Here is an 18458-nt window from a genome sequence, read left to right on the forward strand (position 1 = left end):
GGTTTGTGCAGGTATGTTTCGAACAGCGTTACCGCTCGGCGCAACCGAGAACTCAGTAGCATGTCGAAAGCTCAGTGTACGAAGTGGATCGTACCTCACTCATGTCCATGCTCCGATTCAGGCACACGACGGCCGAGGCCGCCATACCCACGACCCTGTCATAGAACCGGAGATGATAGGGGATCGCGCCTGCCATGAGCAGGCCCGCAAAGACATGCGCTCTCGGCCAAAGCCTTGGGTCGAAGATCTCGTTGTTTTCTCGTCCCATATCAAGTAGATTAAAATATAGATAACGATAGGCATGCACTGCTGCGCTTGATCCGAGATCGTATTCGCAATCTAACCCTTCCCAATGCATACGGCAGAACCCCGCCTTGATGAGTGAATAACCGCAATATATGTCATGCAGTATCTTACCATAGTCATAGCAAATATCGAAGTGATCATGCGCGTCCCCAAAGCTTCCTCGTGGGTCAATTAGATAAAAGGCTTCGTGTCCCGCTAACATATTCCCTGTATGAAGATCTCCATGAACTAGGCAAAAATGAGTCGGTGCGTGTTGGTCGATCGCCTCTCTCCCGTCGCTGAATAGCTCTAAGCATCGCAACAGGCCGAAACATTTTGTACCGTTAATCCGAACCTCCCTAGACCAGATAAGATGGTGAAGAAGAGAGCAATAAAAAGGCGGAATATTGATGAGTCGTGCTTCGGTTTGTTTCAGAAGGTGTTCAAGTGACGACACCCACGGTGGGCTAGCTGTTCTGTGCATCACGCACGCAACCCATTCCATTATTTCGCTTTGGATTTTAGCCGCAACTTCTGCTGAACATGCCTCTTGCACGATCTGATCTGAAAGTGGCTCCATATAGACATTTTGTAAAACAGCCGAAGCGCTTTGTGGACCCCACTCCAAGCACCTAATTTTTGGGAAGCGTGATTGAACTTCTGGAGTTTGCCTCTGTACCCAGGCAGTTTGCTCGAGCACACGTCTCGAAGCAAACCCTAAGGCCGTCTTGATGACGGCGTCCCCGCGGTAGTCGACCCACGCGCCGGAGGCTTCGGGATGCCATCGCAACGGTGCACTCAAGGAGCCAAGCACTTTCGGTCGCTCCGCTGATCTGCTAGCCTCACCGCCGAAATCTAGCACATTGTTGCAAGCGACGCGTGAGACATTTGCAAGAACTAAAATGCCATATAGCCTGTGGATTGCAAGCCCGTTTGCCGTTGAATTAGGGGCGATCGCCTTGACCATTGTCACCCTAAGTTGCCTCGCACTCCTGTTATTACTGACGATTCAGGCGCTGAAACGGACGCGAAGTGCTGTCGATTGGGTATCCAGATATTCACACACACAATTGCAACACCTACCAGACCTCGGGAGCTATCCACGACTATTTGTTTTGTTGCCCGCTCTAGAAGAACAGGCGATCGTCCCCGCCACCCTTGATCACTTTAGCCGGTTAACCTCACCATTCCTTTGTATAGAGATTGTTGTCGTCACCTCCAATCTGGAAAATGTTCGAAGGGAACAATTTGCGACCCAAATTTCCGGCCCTACGACAGCGAACCTTGTGGACGCTTGGGCAGCGCAGAATCCCGCTGCGCGGGTCAGGCGGCTTCACGACCCGGATTTCGGCGGCAGCAAGGCTACGAAGCTAGCCTTTGCCACCTCTGTGTTGTTAAACACAGAGAGCAAGTCAGACAGCTCACGGATCGTCTTCGCAGTTTATGACTTCGATTCCCGTCCCTCAGCCAACACATTCACGGAATATCTGGCTAGATTCAATAGCGAGATCCCTGCGCCGGTGGTCCAACAGGTTCCCCACCCGATTGGTATGGAGATCGACGCACTGCGATCGCCGTCGTTGTCGCGGCTGTTTGCAATCGGGCATCTTGAGCGCTCTCTCGGGCTCGAAACGCATCACTACCGCGAAGTGGACGCAGCCTCTGTCCACACTCATCGAGCCCTGCGGGGCTGCATGGGAGCCGGTCTCTTCATCCGCGCCGATACGCTTATGATGGCTGGCAATTTTCCGCCAGATTCGGATGACATACGGCTCGGGTATCGGCTTGATTTGCTCGGTATCAAGCGAGAGACGCTGGCCTCGCCAAATTGGGTTCAGCCGCCGCCGAACATCTTCGCCCTCTTCAAGCAGCTACGCCGAATTTACGGCGGCGTGTACTCCTCGTTCACTGAAGTTCGCCTCTTCTTAACCGCGAACCCTCATCTTCGAGCGAGCACCCCATTTGCGCGCGCAGTGAGGAGGCACGTACAGGACGCCGCCATAGGGGGGAGAACGTGCTTGTTTGGGCTGCTGGTAGCCACCGCATATGCGGGTCAGCCCATTTCAATCGCTACTGCTCTCTCATTTTTTGCTTGGGGAACACAAGCTTTTGCATTCTACTTGGTAGTTACTCAAGCTCGGAAGTTCTCAATTCGCCTAAACCATCCAGTTCAGCTCAGGCTTTCGCCTTGTGAATGGCTGCTCGGACCTTTTGTTCGCGGCGCTCTTCAGATGATTTTCCCAATTTCCTATATTGGAGGTCGGCTTTGGGCTCGCGAGGACATTCGTACAGGCATAGGTAAGACGCCCCGACTTTTTGCAGCGGCTGGCCAGCCTTTCAACGCAACAAATCGGCGCAACGACGGTCCTGAATGAGAAATGCAGCAACCGTCGTGATTACGATGGCGGGCGAGAGCCGCCGTTTCGCAAGACAGGGCTGTCTCGTTCCAAAGTACCGCCTTCTCGTACGTGGCCGTCCAATGATCTGGTGGGCGCTAAGCGGCCTGACGATGTATGCAAAGTGTGGCTGTCGGTTTGTGTTTGTCGCACGACGGGATGATGATGCCTCCGAACTCGTTCAGGAACAGTGCTCGGCGTTAGGTATTTCTGATGTAGCGCTAATGGAATTGTCTGCCCCAACTGACGGACAAGCCACATCCGCTTTCTTGGCAAGTGATCTAGCTGTCGATACTGAGAAACCGATCATTATTTTCAACATCGACACCCATCTAAAGCCGCCTTGCTTAGGCAGCCCGCCCGAGGACTGCGACGGGTGGATCCCCTGTTTTCCGGCTGGCCCTGGTGCCTGGAGTTTTGCCCGATTAACCGACTTCAATCGAGTTGCGGAAGTAGCTGAGAAGGTCCCCATCTCCCCCTGGGCAACTGTGGGTCTGTATTATTTTGGAAGTTGTTCGATGTTTCGTTCCCTATATGTCGAATACTCAGGTAGAATTTCTGGCGAACGGTATATTGCGCCGATGTATAATCTAATGATCGATCGCGATTGCAGGGTAGAAGCGAGTTTTCTGGCGAAAAATGACGTGATCCCTCTAGGAACACCGGAAGAAGTCGAACAGTTTGACCCGGATTGGCGTGAGTTGAATAGACACTTCCTCGGAGAGATGTAGTGTCCGAAGCCGCGTTGCTTCGCACTTCTAGGCGCAATCGCCCTCCAACTCGGATACGACTTAGCGTTGGACATCGAGCGCCAGGCTTCTTGGCGTTAGCTCGCTTACCGGCTTCGGCCACTGCCTTTTGACCAAGGCCTGAAGATTTTGCGAGCGCCGACCGCCGAGTCGCATAGGTCGGCGTCACCACTTCTGGTTCTAGCGCGGGGTCAAGCGCGTCGCCGCACACCAAATCGTTCAAGTCTGAAAGCCAAATTAGCAGCCATCTAGCGCTCGAATTGAAGATATGAGGTTCTTGCCTTTTCTTCGGACTGTCTCGACGACTGACCGCCCTATGCAAGTTTCGGATTTGCGCTCGAACGTATAGCGAGCAAGAAAGCGGCCTCGGGTTTGTGGTTCAAGGCTAACAAGCTGCAACGGCTTCTCGAGATTACGATAGAATGCGGTCATAGCCGCTGCAGAGAGCGGCCCGCGATTGCGCTTTTCTGGAATGACATATTTGGCGGCTTGAACACCGTTGCCGTCTGCAAGAGCGTAGTAAATGCTCTCACGGTGGTAGCCGCAGTTACGTACTCTTCGGTAATGTCCGTGGTGGGCGAGACCCCGACTGCGCTCGCCAGCAGATACGCATAGCTGATTGCAAGTTCTCCCGCTTGCTCCAGCAAAAGCTTCCCGTTTAGCGTTACGTCGGAACGCAGAGCGGCTTCGTCACTTGAGCGAATGATCGAGGAAAAGAGGGCGAGCTTGGTAGACATGTTCGTCTTGTTCCAACGGAGAGCGATGCGGGACAACTGGTGGAATCCCCGGGTATAGGGCACACTGGGAATCATGTGTAACCTTTACAACATTACCACCAGCCAAGAAGCTATCCGCCAATGGACTCGAACTCTCCGAGACATCTTGGGCAACCTTGAGCCGTCAATTGATATCTATCCCAATCAGTTCGGACCGTGGTCCGTAACGCAGCCGCCGGTGAGCGCGAACTAGCCAATCTGCGGTGGGGGATGCCTACGCCAATAGAGCGAGTCAGAGGCAACGCTGACTCCGGCACTACCAACATTCGCAATCCGCAATACGCCCACTGGCAGCAATATGTCGGGGTGAAGCACCGGTGCGTTGTGCCGGTCACGAGCTTCGCGGAACCCAGCCCTACGCCTAATGACAAAGACCCTGAGACAGGTGGCATTCAGCGGAACTTCTGGTTCGCGCTCAACGAGGACCGTCCGCTTTTCTTCTTTGCTGGCCTGTGGACGCCTTGGCAGGGGGTCCGCAAGGTCAAAGACGGACCGGGCGACCACGAGCTTTTCGCTTTCCTGACTGCTCCGCCCAACGCGCTCATCAAGCCCATCCACGAGAAGGCCATGCCGGTAATCCTGAGGACACAAGAAGAGACTGAGACGTGGCTGACGCGCCATCGTTGGAAGCGAAGATCAAATTCCCACAACAGGCACCTCCGGCGCCCGCGCAAGGCTCGCTGTTTTAGGAGAGGCAATGCTCTATGGGTCACTTGAGTACGCCTATGCTCAACCGATAGCGGAAGCGCTGGCGGCCGATGCGACCTTTCGCTCATGGATAATTGGGCGAACAAAGTTTTCCGCTTTTTCCGAACATGCTCAGCTGTTGCGCGATCAGATGCGGGCGGCGCGGAGCAAGACCTCTGCAAACTGGTGGCGATCACACTTCACCGAGAAATGCCGGTGCATTGGCTGCGGTGGCCAGGAGACCGATCTCCTCGCAATATTTGAGGCCCCTTCTGGACCGCGGTTTGCACTGCACTTTGAGGTAAAACAGCCGACGGACAGTTTCTCCGCTAAAAGCGATCAAGCCGCTAACTATTCAATTCGGGCCAATTGTTGGGTGAGAACGCCTCCAAAGGCGATTGTCCCGCATGACGCTGCAGGAACTGTTCTAGTCTGTAGCGCCTCACGGCTCGCCGACTATGCGCAGCATGCTGCCAAGTTTGACGTTGTCGTGACCTTTGAGGAAATCGCTAGTGCCTTCCCGCGATTGGCGCTTCCGGCCGTGTAGGGCTACTTAAGCATCATCTCTCCATATAACGCGACGTCGCGTCGGTCACTTTCTCTCGCTTCATCATTTGCAGCTTGAGTCGATAGACGCTTCAGCGCCGCCTTTACGATAGCGCTCTGATCGGAGAGATAGCCAACTCGGGCGTAGGCTGCCTTCAGGCCACCAAGCCGCCGTCGGAAGAATTTGCTGCTCGGTAATGTAGGGTCTGCATCGATTACTGCGCCCGACAGGTGGCCGTGCTGATCCATCAACCGTCGAAGGTGATCCAGAAGCTGTTCATCGGTGATGCGGCTACCATCTTCGTTGTGGCGAATCGCGGATCGCCTCTCGCCTCTCTCATGCCGCTCGCGCTGGTTCCGCAATGATGCTGCACGGCGGGTTGTCGTATTCGCTTCCCCAAAGCCTGCCATATGAAATGCGTTAGTCAGCCCTCCGAACCTGCGAATAAAATACCTAGCCGTGGGCGATTGGAGGTCTTCGTTGATGATCGCCGCCGTTGGGTGCCCATGCTTGGCGTAGATGCGACGGAGTACGTTGAGAAGATCTTCGTCGGTATATGGTTTGCCGTCAGCGTTTAGTTTCCATCGCGTCGGCATTTCATATCCGACTGACAGATAGGCCGCGTACAGGCTACCGTATCGTTTCCGAACCGCCTGAGGCAGAGGCAGATACGGACAATCATGCACGAGTGAATACGTTAGGCGTCCGTGCTCGGCATAAAGCCGAGTAAGACCGTCATGGAGGTCTTGGTCACTCAGGCGCACCCTAGTGATCTCTTTCAGCCGACGCGCCGCTGCTTTAAATAGTTTCAAGGAAATGATGGGCTCCATCATTTCCGAACGCGACCACGTCTCGGGTAGAGTCTTGAAAGGTCGGCCCAAATTGTTGAGCTGCCGACCGAAGACGTAACGGCCGATGTAGATTTCGTTACTCAGGAGGTTACGGATGGTGCCCAGTGACCAATCGCCACCACGGGTGGATGTACGCCCCTCTGACGCCAGCGCTTTTTCGATCTCGGCAAGGCGCATCTTTTGATCAACGAACATTTGGAAGATTCGACGCACAAGATCCGTCTCCTCTTTCGGCCCATGGGTCAGGATGACCCTATCGGTGATGAGGGCTTTGCGTTCGCCGGGCTCCAGTATCATGCGGCGAATACCGCCTTCGTCAATTAACTGCCGCCTAGTGCCGTAAGGAGCGTCGCCGCCTTGCTTGAAGCCAAGCCGCGCTTGTTGGCGTTGCGCGCGCGATACCTTTCTTGATAGCTCGCGGCTGTATTCCGCCGCCATGACGCGCTTGATCTGCTTGACGATTGCGGAGGCCGCGCTGCCATCGTTCTCGAACGCTTCCGCACAATACGCGACCGAAACGCCAGCCTCTCGGCACAGGAACTCGTAGTGGGCTGACTGATCCACGTCCTGGAATCGCCCCCACCGGCTGATATCGAGAACAAGCACAACATCATAGGGAGACTTCCCGCCCATCACATCGCTGAGCAACTGTTTGAGGGCTGCTCGTCCGCGCAGTGTCAGGCCGCTCCGTCCAGCGTCCTTGTAGGTTTCGACAATCTCGTAGCCACGCGATTTCGCGTAAGCCGCGATGCCTGCGCTCTGATTGTCGAGCGAATAGCGTTGGTGTTCGGTAGACATGCGTAGGTATTGCGCCGCCGGGATTAACCCGGTGCGTACGACAGGCAGTTTCAAAGTCTATTTCCTCGGGAGGGGTGGCGCAGAATCTGCCACACGGCGTATCCCAAGCGCGGCAACAGTCAAGGTACAGACTTCTGCCCGGCCTGTGTAACTGGAGTGGGCAACCCGCACCCCTCCTGGGCGATATTCATTTTCATTCGGACCAAACTGTTGCGCAGTCGCTAAGCGCTCGCTTGACATGGTCAGCCCGCAGGTTGACCCAGGACCAACGGTCCTGAGGTAGCCGGGGGTTGAACCAGTGAGCCATTGCGGCTATTCCCCGAAGTCAGAGGCGAATTTTCGCTGACAGGCTGCTGGCTCTAAACGCAGCCTTAAGCCTTGGCTTTCCGCTTTGCTGGAGCTTTCCTCGACGGCGTTTCCTCGACCGTCTTGCGACCTAGGCCAGAAGCCTTTGCGAGCGCTGATCGGCGGGCCGCGTAGCTCGGCGCCACCATGGGATAGTCCTTCGCCAGACCCCACTTGGCTCTGTAATCATCGGGTGTCATGCCCAGCAAGCCGAGGTGGCGCTTCATAGACTTGAATTTGCGCCCGTCTTCGAGGCTCAGGATGTAGTCGGGAAACACCGACTTCTTCGGATTGACCGCGGGAGTGAGCACTGCTGGCGGCGAGGCAACCAGCTCGACTGAGCCCGACAGCGCCGAATGAACGCTGGCGATCAAATCCGGAAGACCCGCTACTGGCACTGGGTTGTTCTGCACATAGGCAGCGACAATCTCTGTGGTGAGCCCCAGTAGATCGGCAGTCATCAGTTCTTCGTCATTGTGCATTGCGATTTTTCCAATTGACCTCTGACGTTCCTATTCGGGAAGGCCACGAAGCGCAATTGCTCGCATTGGGCTGAGCATTCCTCCGCGCTACAACTTCTGCGCCTGTTCCATCGGAGGAAAAAAGCAGCATGGCATTCTTGCATTTACCCTCCCTAGACATAACTTTAAACACCGTCACCGACATGCTTGCGCGAGCAGGCCTATCAGCCCATGATAGAATTTGGGTCTGGGTAGGCGGAAAATAAAATGCGTTTGTTTTCGACGGGCTTCGTCGTAGCCCTTTTGTCAGCTTCTAGTTTAGAGGCGGCGGCAAATCCCTCCAATACTTTTCCACCGTGGACTTTTACGGGCTATCACTCCCATTTAGATGTTCTACCTGCCTCGCTGCGTACGCCGCAATCAGACGTCCTTTGGCTGGTTGTATCGAGTCGACCTACCGAGGACGAGGCGATTGCCTTAGCTCAATCATATGCTCCTACACTTGGCGCCACATTAGTGGTGGAAGGCCGGAACGGGTTCTTTGCCGTCATTGCGGGCACGTTGAACGTCGATAAGGCGAAGCCGAATCTGAAGACACTCAAGGAGTTGCACATAATCCCGCAGGACGCATTTTTGTCCCGTGGAGAGAGCCTAGATCGGGTTGCTTGGCTGTCATTTCAGAGGGGCGAACCTTTCGATTTCATGGCTCAACCGGCATATCTCAAAGTTGTCCAACGCCTCCAGGCTGCGATGACCCGGCTTTCGTTCTACAACGGACCAATTGACGGTTTGATTGGCCCGTCGACCGTCGCGGCTTTCAAGACCTACACGGCCAATTTCGGACTTCCGGCGGGCGACCAGCTCACAGAATACAACCTCGCTGAGATCGAACGAGGCGCAGGTGATGGCTTCAGGAACGACCAGGAGCGGAACCTCGCACAGTCACTTGGCTTTACCGATGCCACCTCGTACCGAGACGCAATGGCGGGCGGGTTTCCTTCAGCAAGCATATTTGCGCAAGCAAAGAGCTTGGGGTTCAGCACACAACGTGAGTTTGATGCTGCCGTATCCGGAGGGTTCCGAAGTCGAGACGAATACCAAAGGGCTCAGGCTGCTGGCTTCACATCCGCTGACGATTTCCGTGCAGCGCAGCAATTCGGAATCCAATCCAAAACTGAACTCGTAGCGTTTCGCGCTTCCGGTTTCACAGATCCCGTCGAATTTAGGAGCGCTGGTCAAAAGGGCTTTGCGGATAAGGCCTCGTTCGATAAGTCGGAGGCTCGGCGCCTGAAAGCTTCAAAGGCTGCCGCGAATATCCTGCTGTCAGACGCGGAAACGTTTCTAAAACTGAATCCGCAGACGTCAAATTTGGTCGAGATCGCTGACAAAGCTGCTGCTCTAAACGCGCAAGTGCAGACAAATTCCGCCGACGCGCTAAACGATTCCACCCTTCGCCTGACTAATCTGTTGATGGCAGTTCCCGGCTTTGCCGAATTTTCCGCGTCTAGGGACAAGGAACGGTCGCAGGACATCGAAAAACAAAAAGCGCTCATCTTGGCCGAGCTTCAAGGCGACCAGCAAGCGCTCAGGAGCTGGATGGCTGCTCATCTCACTTCCAGCAAGTTGCCGCTGGTTGTAAGCGAAGTTAAAGCGCTTGACGGCGTTGCCTCCTCGTCGGATTTGGAAGCTCTTACTGAAGCGAGAGACAGCGTTCGGGCGCTCATCTCGAGCCAAGGTCTCACGAGTGAACTGGCGGCCTTGAAAGCCCCATCGCAAGCGGAAGACAAGGGTGAGCCTCAGGTAGCCAATAGCCCCGCCTTCACCGTTACCGACCTGAATAAAGTTCTGCTCCGAGGCGCGCTTGATGATGTCGTTGTCCTCTACAACGCAGGTCCGGGAGCCCCGTCGCTGTTGAAAACCCTTTCTGGCGAATTTTCATTCACCAAGAACGAGGCGTGGATTTGTCTCTTTGGTGTGGAAAGCACTCCGGCATTCGAAAAGGTTGTTTCAGTCGCCTTTGACCCGCTCGGCGGGAACATCCTCCACATTAACCGGGAGTGCGGCCAAGCGGATATCAACCAAGCCGATGTTTTCTTTATTCAGCGGAAGAAGTTCGTCGAAGCAAAACCGAGCTTCGCGGTTGCTTACCTAGAAGCGGTCGAGGCAAAGGCCCTGCGCCCCTTCGATGCGATAAACTATGCAGACCTGAAGAGGCGCATGGACCAGGATAAGGCCCTTGCCATCCAAATTGCGGCTGATGTCGATAAGGGGTCTAGGCTGGGTTATGGCGGAATTCTGTTTGACACCAAGTCCACTAAGATCTGCGGCGTGATTGAAGGTGAGCCGAAGATCCATATGGCGACCACCGACAAGCTGGCCGAATTGGCATCTATCCCTAAGGCTGGACCTCAAATATCGAACGTCGAAGCTGCCTATCAGGAGATACGCCGCGATAAGTGCAGAATCCTTTACGGATCAAGCGCGACCCTTAAAGCCGTAACCGACGCCTTGACCCGGGACAGCGTCAATTTTGCCTATGCTCCGATTTGGTTCGACCAAAATGACGTCGCGGCGGCTCAAGCGAAATTCGAGCTTGCCCGGCAGGACCAAGTCAAGTCTGAACAAACAGCGCGCGTGGCGGCTGAAGAGGCGAAACGCGTTGCCGCCCAACGGCTCCAGGACGAGCAAAAATCGAAGTCAGCGCAAGAAGCAGCTCTTCGTCAGAAGAACGGCGCATTAGCCGCCGCGCTTCTGAACATGTTCTCCGACGGCCTAAAAACAGCGGTCCTAAATGAGGCGGCCAAAACGCAATCGCCATCCGAGGTAAACATCGCGGCTCTGTTCCCCGAGTTCACAAGTTGGAACCGACAACTCGGCCAGGACGCATGGACGGCAACCGACGTTGTCTCGTCAGTCGACAATTACGGAACCGTTAACTGGAAGAGTCGCAACTTAGAAGCGATCATCATCAAGACGGTCGTTAAGACGGCCAGTGCCGAACGTGGAGAATACAAAGACGAATGTTTCGTTTTTGGAGCCGTGATTGACAACGAATTTAAGATGGTGCGCGATCCATATGAGGCGAGATGTGAAAAAGACACTTCATCTGATTGGGCGGTTGGCCACGAGCTGAAGAGCTTATGGGTGGTCAACTAGGGCTACCCAGCGCTGAAATTTGACTTATTTTTCGATTGGCTGCGACGCGCCGTGGCCCGGCAGTCGCGGCTAGGCCTAAGCAGCCGGGCCCGCCGGGCGGCTTCGCGCGCTGGCGGCCCCTGTGCGGCCCGAAAAACACCTATCGAGGCGCTGAGCTGGGGCGCCTTTTGGGAAATTCGGCCATTGCAACACATGCGTGTATTTTCACGTTGGCACAACCTAGGCCGCTCAAACAACCGGCAATTAGGTCACGCATGCGTCGAAACTGCGCATCATCGATGACGCCGTCGTCGAGAAGCTTTTTAAGGCGCTCCAGTTTGTCGACTGCTTCGTGATGCGCGGGCTGGATGATCGACCGCTGCGTCACCGATGGAGTTTCCAATCTCACCCGCTGAACGTCGTTTGCCAGAAGATTCAAACCGGATTCGCCGCCGTTAGAGCCAATCGGATCATCGGTGATGTGCAACGCCTTGAACGCCCGGATTAGGCAGCCTAGCCAGGCGATGCCGGTACCGGCGAGCGCGGTGCATAGGACCAGGATCAACCATCTATTTGGGTGCCCCCGCGCAAATGCGATAATCGCAGGCAGTTCACAGACGATTGGGACAACAAGCAGGAAAATTCCTATGATCGCGTAGGCTGCATCGGGATCTTCACTCGCCGCGTAAGCGAAAGTCGACACCAGAACGAGTGGCGTCGCCAGCACCCAACCGCACCACCCTGTAACAGGTCGACGTTGCCTCATTGCGGCGCCAGCGCCGAAGCGCCCATCACGTAAACGACAGCGCTTACCAGCCACATCCACAGCGGAGTTAACGGCGCGGCTGAGACAATCCTACGGCGGATGAAATAGCCGATTGGAAAAAGAAATAGGAAGGGCACGAGTGTTCTGCGTTGCGGATTGCGGCCAGCCTTGTTGATCGCCTGCGCATCTTTGTAACCAAGCCAGAATGTAGCGATGCCAGACCAGATCACCACGCCACGTGCTTGAGCGTTCGGCCCAAACGGATCAACACCAGCCGAAGCCATGATGATATCTGCTGCTAAGATGATCAGCGGCGAGCAGGCAAGCCACATCGCCCACTTCTCAGTCAGGTGACCTTGCTGCTCGGCACCGGTTGAGCCAGTTGTGACTTGTCTGCCCATCGCAGGGGCGGCAACTGTCGCCACAGGCAAGGGCGGTGGGGCAGCCGCTGCCTTCGGCAGGGGTGGCGGCGTCACCCACTGCGGCGCGGTTTCAAGGTGTGTCTGCTATGCAGGCTTCCAACTCGAACCCAAGCTCGCTGTCCAAACCAATGTGTCACGCGGCAGCAAATGGTTGACGAGCATTGCATTGAGGTCGCTCTCTGAAAGCGGCCCGCGCTGCGCACCGTCTTCCTCGAAGTACCAGTCAGGCATTGTTCCCCCTAAACGGCAAGTTGTGTTTGTCGACACGCAGTTAATATTAAATCAGGGACTGACAGTCCGTCGATTGTCAAGCCGCATTCATCGTCAATAGCTGGCATGGATGCCCGTAAAATCATTGGCTGGAATCTCCGCAAGTTTCGTGTTGCGAAGGGTCTGTCTCAAGAGAAGCTCGCCCTGGAGGCGGGCATCGACAGGTCATATGTCGGCCGCGTCGAGCGGGGCTCCGAGAACGTTACGATTAGCACTCTCGAATTGATCGCCGCCGTCCTCCAGGTCACCGTCGCCGCGTTGCTAGAAGAACCCGAAAGCGGGTCTCCTCGCCCGCAGCCGCTCAGCTCTGGAAGAAAGCGGCGCGGCCAGCGAAGCGCTGAATGAGGCTGCACACTGGTGAAGGTCGCGTCGATCTCTTGGCACCGGCTTGGGCTATGCTGTTGGGTCACGTTCAGCGAAGGCCCAGCATATAGGCGGCTTTATCATGCCGCTCGGCTTCATTGCTGATAGGGAAATCAATCAGACGTCCCCAAAGGCTTAGCTCTGTTTTGACTGCCGAGCAGAACGCTTCGAGCGAAGCCGAATTCACGCAATTTGCTGCGGCACTCGATTTCGCTTCAAGAGCCAGCTGCCTGAGCTGCGAATAGGCAACACAGTGAGCGCAGATGGTTTGTACCAAGGCGGATGACACTTCTTGGGTGTCGTGGGAACTTGTGCTGCCAGCCCATGGAAGAGCCGCTGCTAGTACTGCGGCTGGCAGTGATTGAAGCAGCGCTCGCCGTGATAGAGCCCGCGCCAGCATCAGTATTCCTCGGCCCGCATGATGGTCATTGCCCGGCGCGTCACGTGAGGGTTTGCCGCGTCAGGCGAGCCCGACTGCATGTCGGCCCCATAATAGTCTATCTTCCAGAAGAACTTCGCGCCCTCCATGTCGATGGCGCCGAAGTCATGTTCGGCGTAAGGATCGTTGTCGCTGTCGAAAGCTTCGAACGCTCGCACCGAGCGCAAAAGCGCGCGGCGTTCTGTGTCGGCAAGGGCGACGACACCGCTGGTCAGCACGACATGGCCGCCAATGAAGCTGCTACGGAAGGCATCGTTAAGGCGTCGGATTTCCGGTGCTTTGTCAGTCATGGTTCATCCCGGCTGTTGGTGATCAGGCGAACAGGCGCGAACTGAAGGGCTCGCGCTCATTCGGCATGCCTGGGATGCAACAGGGCAAGGTGGTGGGTGCGCCGAACAATCACCGGCCAGTCGGGAAAATCGCGCCACTTGAGGGTGAACATCTCGTCGGCGCTGACCTGGATGACGTGCGCGTGAAACCAGCCGTCGTTCGGGTCTTCGCAGGCGAGCACGAGCGAGCCGAACACGATCTTGTCCCATCCTTCCGGGACGGTCAGGCCTTCGTTTGGATCACCCGCTTGGGCAGCAGCCGCCGATGCCTTCTTGCCGGGCTTCGGCTTTTCCGCAGCAGGCTTGGCGGCCCGGGCTGGCCACTTAAAGGAACTCGGCAAGTGGGTAGCGATCTTGTCGAACATCGTCGCCTTGACGAAGGGGACGAAGGCCTTGCCGCTGGCAAACACACGGCCGTGCGGCAGCTTGCCCGCAAGGTCGCGAAGCTCGTCGGTCGACGCTCGAAGTGCAGCCATTCCCATCATGTCAGCGGCCTTCTCGGCGACGTCCGTTTCAGCTTCAGCGAACCATGAGGCATGGGCTTTGCCACCGTCGTCGAGGCCCAAGACGATGACGGCTGGCAAGGCGGTGGCGGTACCGGCAGAAACGGCTGCGTTGGTCATTCATTGGCTCCAAAACGAAAAGGAGGCCCGAAGGCCCCTAAAGGTTAAGTTTTCAGATGATGTCGATGGTGTCGGTGCGAAGCCGAAGGCGGCAAAATGCGGGCTCGAAGCCCCGTCGCGAAGTTCGTCACATACCCACCTTTTTAGGCAGTTCGGGGCCAAAATCGGCCGTCTGAACAAGGGGGTATTATAGCGATCTTGACCGATTTGTCAAGATTTACCAAATGAAATCAATATGTTGGACGACTTTCGCGGCGTCGCCAATTGGCTTTGCTGGATAACTGTCGCCGAGCAATCAGATTGTCGCAGACGCCGAAATAATAGCGGCGGTGACGTCTCGCGCACCTTCCTCGGCCCAAACCCTGTCTTCCAACATGAACCGCCAGCTGTTGGTATGTTCGACGCGCTTTGCACTGCGCACCACCACCTCGTAGGGGATCAAGATAGCCTTTGTGACACGGTAGCTTTCGTTGAAAGGGCGGCAGCGGGAAAGTCGAAGGTGTTGTCGGGTAGGCGCCGGAAAGCACTGAGCTGACGCGAGGCATTCCTTGGCGTGATGCGACGGCTCTTAATCTGATATCGAATACCCGCGGCATCTGTCGCATCGTGGCCGCTAGAAGAATTGCTCTCCAGCGACCATCCAAACGCCGTTGCGAAAAGAAGCTCGGCATAGTCACCAAGAGGCGCATTGCCGGTGCGCACGATCTGCCGGTCTCGCAGCTCATCCATGATTTGGCTGTGCAGGATCAGCAGTTCAGTGACGCCCGCCGTTAGGATAATCTCCGGTCGGCTTGGCAAAGTTGCCTGCTCAACAATCTGAGTTACAGCGCCCAGTGGGACCGCCATCGGAGCAACAGCCATCGCCTTATCGTACTCGATGACCGGGACCACCCGCCGCAACATGTTGCCGATGATCATCCGCTGTTGACCGGGGTTAAGTGCGAATATCGGGTTTGCCGGTCGATCCCAAAACGCTTAGCGACCTCGTACAGGTGAGCTAGGTCCAGTTGACAGTCCGGCCCTTTAACTGCGGTTCAAGCCAAACGTTGAAGGGACTACTGGCGGTGTTTCTGAGCCAAGCGTCACGCTGCTGTGGTGACATTTCCATTTCCGTCGCCCACAATGTTGTTTAACCGATTATGGCATTAACAGCCCTCAGGCATCTGTTAACCCGCTGCTATTTTTTGGCCTTCGAAGATGGCTGTAAATGGTCCCTGCTATCCTTTTGGCGGTGGTCGGTGACGAAGGTGACTGCTTTGGGCGGCTATTGTTTTTTAGTAGTTTTCATTGAAAAAGTATTGTGTTGGTTTTCCGTCACCTTCGTCACCGACCACCGCTATCACCCCATTGGTCTGGCTAGCGCCGAACGCTCGCGCCCTTCAGGTTCAAGCCTAGAAAGATGTCTCCATCCCGCCCGTGCTTTGCCTTGAAACCTAGATTCTCAACGCTTCGACGAAAGTTGGCCTGCTGTTGCGAAAGCGTATAGCCCATGTCGGTCGACCAAGACTGAAATGCCGAATAAAGAACACGAACCTGACATTGGCCAGTCTTGTCGCATTTCTCTGCAAGAAAGGCTGGCACAGGATTGGCTGAGATCAACCAGTCACTTTTGGCATCCGCAACGGCCTTCGGTGGAGCAAATTGGTGACCTCGTTGGACCACGCGTTGATATCCTTCGAGCGCCCGATTCAGTACGCCGGACATCTCGCTAGCCAGAATCGCAGGAAATGGCGTCCGCTTAACCTCGTCCTCGGTGAAAGTCCGGGCAAATGGAACTACCACAAGCCGCCTAAGCATACCAAAAGTGAGGTCTGCTAATGATGGTGGAGCGTTGCAGAGGAGCATAGGGACAGCGCGGACCGTGAAAGTGAAAGTTGGTCCGAACTTGCGCTCGCCGGTTATAGGTTTGGCCTCGCTGATGCGCTTGAGATCGCCGTCAGGCAGCCGCGTACCCTTTTTTACGTCGTCGTCAAGAAACAGCAGCTTGCCGAGAAGATTGCCAGTCGAGAATTGGCTTCGATCAAGGTCTTGAACCCTCATCGAGGCGACAAGCTCCTTACCGAGAAGTTTGACCAGTGTGTTGACCAAGGTGGTTTTGCCGTTGTTACCATCACCGCTGAAGATGAAGATGGAGGCGATCCGTCGGTCCGGCTGTATGACGTAACCGACGATCTCGTTCCAGAACGACGCCATCCCGCTTGGGTCTAGTGATTTGGCAAAGATATCAGCGAGGGCTTGATCGAAAAGGGGAGCCTTCGCACGGGGATCATAATCGACGTCCAAACAGTAGCGAAGGTACGAATTGAAGGAATGGGGCTTTAATTGCGGTGCGCCGTCGTGCGCCAACCAGACCTCCCCATTCCGGCAATTGATCACGGGGCGTGGGTCTGTCATGAAACCAAGAGGGTCCCCGTCGGCCGCCACTTTGGCATGGAGAACTGTCTCAAACTGGTTAAGCAACGACGCCGTATTCGGTTTTGGGCCAGCCAATGCTGTTATCAACGTAAGGGCGCGCTTTCTAAGACTTTTCGGTGAAATTGGAACCCAAAATCTGCCGTTGAAGTGCCAAAATTGGCCGTCCGGTCCTGAAAGTAGGTGGTCTCCCCCCGCAAATTCTCTGTCCAACACTGCGGTCGCTATCGCCTCGGCAGGGTCAGCGCCTGCCCCAGCAGAAACCGCGTAGCGGCCTATGCTTCTAGCGATATTGGAAATTTCCGCCGCCCCTAACGGTGGCTCACATTTGATCTGGTTTTCGGCCTCCAGTGCGGCTAGGAGGGCCTCTTCTGACAACCCTGAATTTCGGAGCCTTCCTGCCAAACTCATGAGGTGGCTATTGCGGGTTCCTTGGGCGACCTTCTGGTTGTCTGGCGACAACATCGCGCTATCCGATGGCGCGCGAATCAAGAGGTTTAAGAGCCACGCTGGAAGGTCGGCAAAATTGACGTCGCCAAGTGCGCGATCCTGTACGTATCCGTAAACAGCGCCACTTGGGTGAACACTACTTGGACCGACAACGTAACCGCCCTCACCACGAACATCGAGACCCTCTCCTAGACCCGATGCGCTGTTTCGCACCGGCTGGCCGTCATGGAAGAAATAATAGTGATGCCCTCGCGCTGTATTTACCGTGACGGTGGGAGGAAGTGGTCCATGCTTAGCGACGAGATCCTGAAGGCTGGCTTGTCCTTTCGGACCGTCAACATCCAACACGATGAGTTCACTGACAAGCCCAGTCACGATGCCGAAATTTGCATTCGGATTTTTCCTAAAGGCCTCCCGTAGCGCTGGCGCGTCAATCAGTGTTCTTTTTGAGCTAAAGGGAGGGAGCGGGCTTTTGTCTTTTGGCCGCACAAGAAGGATAGGGACATCATAGAGAAGCCAGTCCAGTGCAGTGGCGAGGCGTGAGGCGATTCTCGGTACTGTCCTTTGGGGGAGCAGCGGGTGACGCCTTCCTTGTGAGCCGGGCCTCATTTGGCGCCCCCGTCGATTACCCGCGAGACAGGGTTACCTTTACTTGGCTCACAACCAGAAACCTTGATCTTAGTAATGACCCGGATTCGTGCACCGAATTTTTCTTCGAAGGCAGGCTCGCTCGCGATCAGGAGCACATTACTGGGAACGCCCGGCGGATCTATGATGTGCACAAAGCTCACCGTCTTGTCTGCCTTCAGAGCTATGAGGGCCGTCCTAGCAATTTCTGCAGTTGAAAGAGCCCGCCCGTGATGATCCGCCACGAAATGCAACAGCCGATAGAACCGAAGTAGACCTTCGCCGCAGCGAACGACTTCGGGATCCTCGGAGGAAATAGTTTGAAGCAGAACGTCTGCCGAATCGTAAGGGGGCCTGTAGCTATCACCGATACCAAGTTCCGTCGCCATCGCGCTTACGTCTTCGAAGGTCTGCTGAAAGGTGAACACCTCCGGCAGAGATTCCCGGAGTCGGTTCACCAGAAAATCGATGAGCTCCGTTTTTTGATCGATCAATTTGAGGGGGCAATTGTCGTTCTCGGCCAAAAACACGGGCATCATGAGTCTCCCAGCTTTTGGGAGGTCGACGAGCATGTTCGTGACTTGATGAAATAAGCGAATTCAGGAACAGGGTATGCGACCCTCGACCCCAATTTCACGAACTTAGGGCCAAACCCTCTCACACGCCAGTTCGCGAGCGTCTTGGTGCTTAAAGTCAAAATATTTGCAGCGATTTTGGGCGTGAGAAG

17 protein-coding genes and 1 pseudogene are annotated in these 18458 nt (G+C 55.5%); 5 read left to right on the forward strand and 13 right to left on the reverse strand.

Going from position 1 to position 18458, the window contains the following annotated elements; all coding sequences use genetic code 11:
* Positions 1-52: 52 nt before the first annotated feature.
* Positions 53-1252, reverse strand: coding sequence for a fructosamine kinase family protein (locus tag NKJ11_RS11230; RefSeq protein ID WP_352793331.1), 1200 nt, complete (start codon positions 1250-1252; stop codon positions 53-55).
* On the opposite strand from NKJ11_RS11230, the gene NKJ11_RS11235 reads away from it, so the two are divergent.
* Positions 1245-2660, forward strand: coding sequence for a glycosyltransferase family 2 protein (locus tag NKJ11_RS11235; RefSeq protein ID WP_352793333.1), 1416 nt, complete (start codon positions 1245-1247; stop codon positions 2658-2660). The genes NKJ11_RS11230 and NKJ11_RS11235 overlap by 8 nt on opposite strands.
* Positions 2657-3412 carry a glycosyltransferase family protein gene (locus NKJ11_RS11240; protein WP_352793334.1) on the forward strand — a complete coding sequence of 252 codons (756 nt, stop codon included), beginning with the start codon at positions 2657-2659 and terminating at the stop codon, positions 3410-3412. Before NKJ11_RS11235 ends, NKJ11_RS11240 begins: the two co-directional genes overlap by 4 nt.
* Positions 3413-3858: 446 nt before the next feature.
* Here NKJ11_RS11240 and NKJ11_RS11245 read toward each other — a convergent pair whose 3' ends face one another.
* Entirely contained in the window at positions 3859-4167 is a 309-nt protein-coding gene (locus NKJ11_RS11245; protein ID WP_352793335.1) for a hypothetical protein, read from the reverse strand.
* A gap of 73 nt (positions 4168-4240) precedes the next feature.
* On the opposite strand from NKJ11_RS11245, the pseudogene NKJ11_RS11250 reads away from it, so the two are divergent.
* Positions 4241-4895 (forward strand): annotated as a pseudogene (locus NKJ11_RS11250) (SOS response-associated peptidase).
* Between the two features lie 547 nt (positions 4896-5442).
* Here the strand turns inward: NKJ11_RS11250 and NKJ11_RS11255 are convergent.
* Positions 5443-7143: a recombinase family protein gene (locus tag NKJ11_RS11255; protein WP_352793336.1), complete on the reverse strand. Its 1701-nt coding sequence runs from the start codon at positions 7141-7143 to the stop codon at positions 5443-5445.
* 317 nt (positions 7144-7460) lie between these two features.
* Complete coding sequence (locus NKJ11_RS11260) at positions 7461-7916, reverse strand: Ros/MucR family transcriptional regulator (protein ID WP_352793337.1); 456 nt, start codon at positions 7914-7916, stop codon at positions 7461-7463.
* A 246-nt stretch (positions 7917-8162) separates the two neighbouring features.
* Between NKJ11_RS11260 and NKJ11_RS11265 the strand changes: the two genes are divergently transcribed.
* Complete coding sequence (locus tag NKJ11_RS11265) at positions 8163-11051, forward strand: hypothetical protein (protein WP_352793338.1); 2889 nt, start codon at positions 8163-8165, stop codon at positions 11049-11051.
* 139 nt (positions 11052-11190) lie between these two features.
* On the opposite strand, the gene NKJ11_RS11270 is transcribed toward NKJ11_RS11265, so the two are convergent.
* The 3 genes from NKJ11_RS11270 to NKJ11_RS11280 all read right to left on the reverse strand — a co-directional run bounded on the left by NKJ11_RS11270 (position 11191) and on the right by NKJ11_RS11280 (position 12449).
* Positions 11191-11757: a superinfection immunity protein gene (locus NKJ11_RS11270; RefSeq protein ID WP_352793339.1), complete on the reverse strand. Its 567-nt coding sequence runs from the start codon at positions 11755-11757 to the stop codon at positions 11191-11193.
* Positions 11758-11792: 35 nt separating this feature from the next.
* Positions 11793-12128 carry a hypothetical protein gene (locus NKJ11_RS11275; protein WP_352793340.1) on the reverse strand — a complete coding sequence of 112 codons (336 nt, stop codon included), beginning with the start codon at positions 12126-12128 and terminating at the stop codon, positions 11793-11795.
* A gap of 174 nt (positions 12129-12302) precedes the next feature.
* On the reverse strand, positions 12303-12449 hold the full coding sequence (locus tag NKJ11_RS11280; RefSeq protein WP_352793342.1) for a DUF4339 domain-containing protein: 147 nt from the start codon (positions 12447-12449) through the stop codon (positions 12303-12305).
* A 105-nt stretch (positions 12450-12554) separates the two neighbouring features.
* On the opposite strand from NKJ11_RS11280, the gene NKJ11_RS11285 reads away from it, so the two are divergent.
* A complete protein-coding gene (locus tag NKJ11_RS11285; RefSeq protein WP_352793343.1) occupies positions 12555-12833 on the forward strand; it encodes a helix-turn-helix domain-containing protein in 279 nt (92 codons plus the stop codon).
* A gap of 67 nt (positions 12834-12900) precedes the next feature.
* Here NKJ11_RS11285 and NKJ11_RS11290 read toward each other — a convergent pair whose 3' ends face one another.
* The 6 genes from NKJ11_RS11290 to NKJ11_RS11315 form a co-directional block, all read right to left on the reverse strand.
* Positions 12901-13128, reverse strand: coding sequence for a hypothetical protein (locus tag NKJ11_RS11290; RefSeq protein WP_352793344.1), 228 nt, complete (start codon positions 13126-13128; stop codon positions 12901-12903).
* 122 nt (positions 13129-13250) lie between these two features.
* Positions 13251-13580 (reverse strand): DUF3768 domain-containing protein, encoded by a 330-nt coding sequence (locus NKJ11_RS11295; RefSeq protein WP_352793345.1) that lies wholly within the window; start codon positions 13578-13580, stop codon positions 13251-13253.
* Positions 13581-13636: 56 nt separating this feature from the next.
* Positions 13637-14242, reverse strand: a complete 606-nt coding sequence (locus NKJ11_RS11300) for a hypothetical protein (protein WP_352793346.1) — start codon at positions 14240-14242, stop codon at positions 13637-13639.
* A 438-nt stretch (positions 14243-14680) separates the two neighbouring features.
* Positions 14681-15160, reverse strand: a complete 480-nt coding sequence (locus NKJ11_RS11305) for a hypothetical protein (RefSeq protein ID WP_352793347.1) — start codon at positions 15158-15160, stop codon at positions 14681-14683.
* 438 nt (positions 15161-15598) lie between these two features.
* A complete protein-coding gene (locus NKJ11_RS11310; protein ID WP_352793348.1) occupies positions 15599-17713 on the reverse strand; it encodes a phage/plasmid primase, P4 family in 2115 nt (704 codons plus the stop codon).
* The gene (locus tag NKJ11_RS11315) at positions 17710-18270 is read right to left on the reverse strand and encodes a hypothetical protein (protein ID WP_352793349.1); all 561 of its coding nucleotides are present in this window, start codon (positions 18268-18270) and stop codon (positions 17710-17712) included. The genes NKJ11_RS11310 and NKJ11_RS11315 overlap by 4 nt, the downstream gene beginning before the upstream one ends.
* Positions 18271-18458 lie beyond the last annotated feature (188 nt).

It is taken from the genome of Mesorhizobium sp. M0243, assembly GCF_040321775.1.
GTDB lineage: Bacteria > Pseudomonadota > Alphaproteobacteria > Rhizobiales > Rhizobiaceae > Mesorhizobium.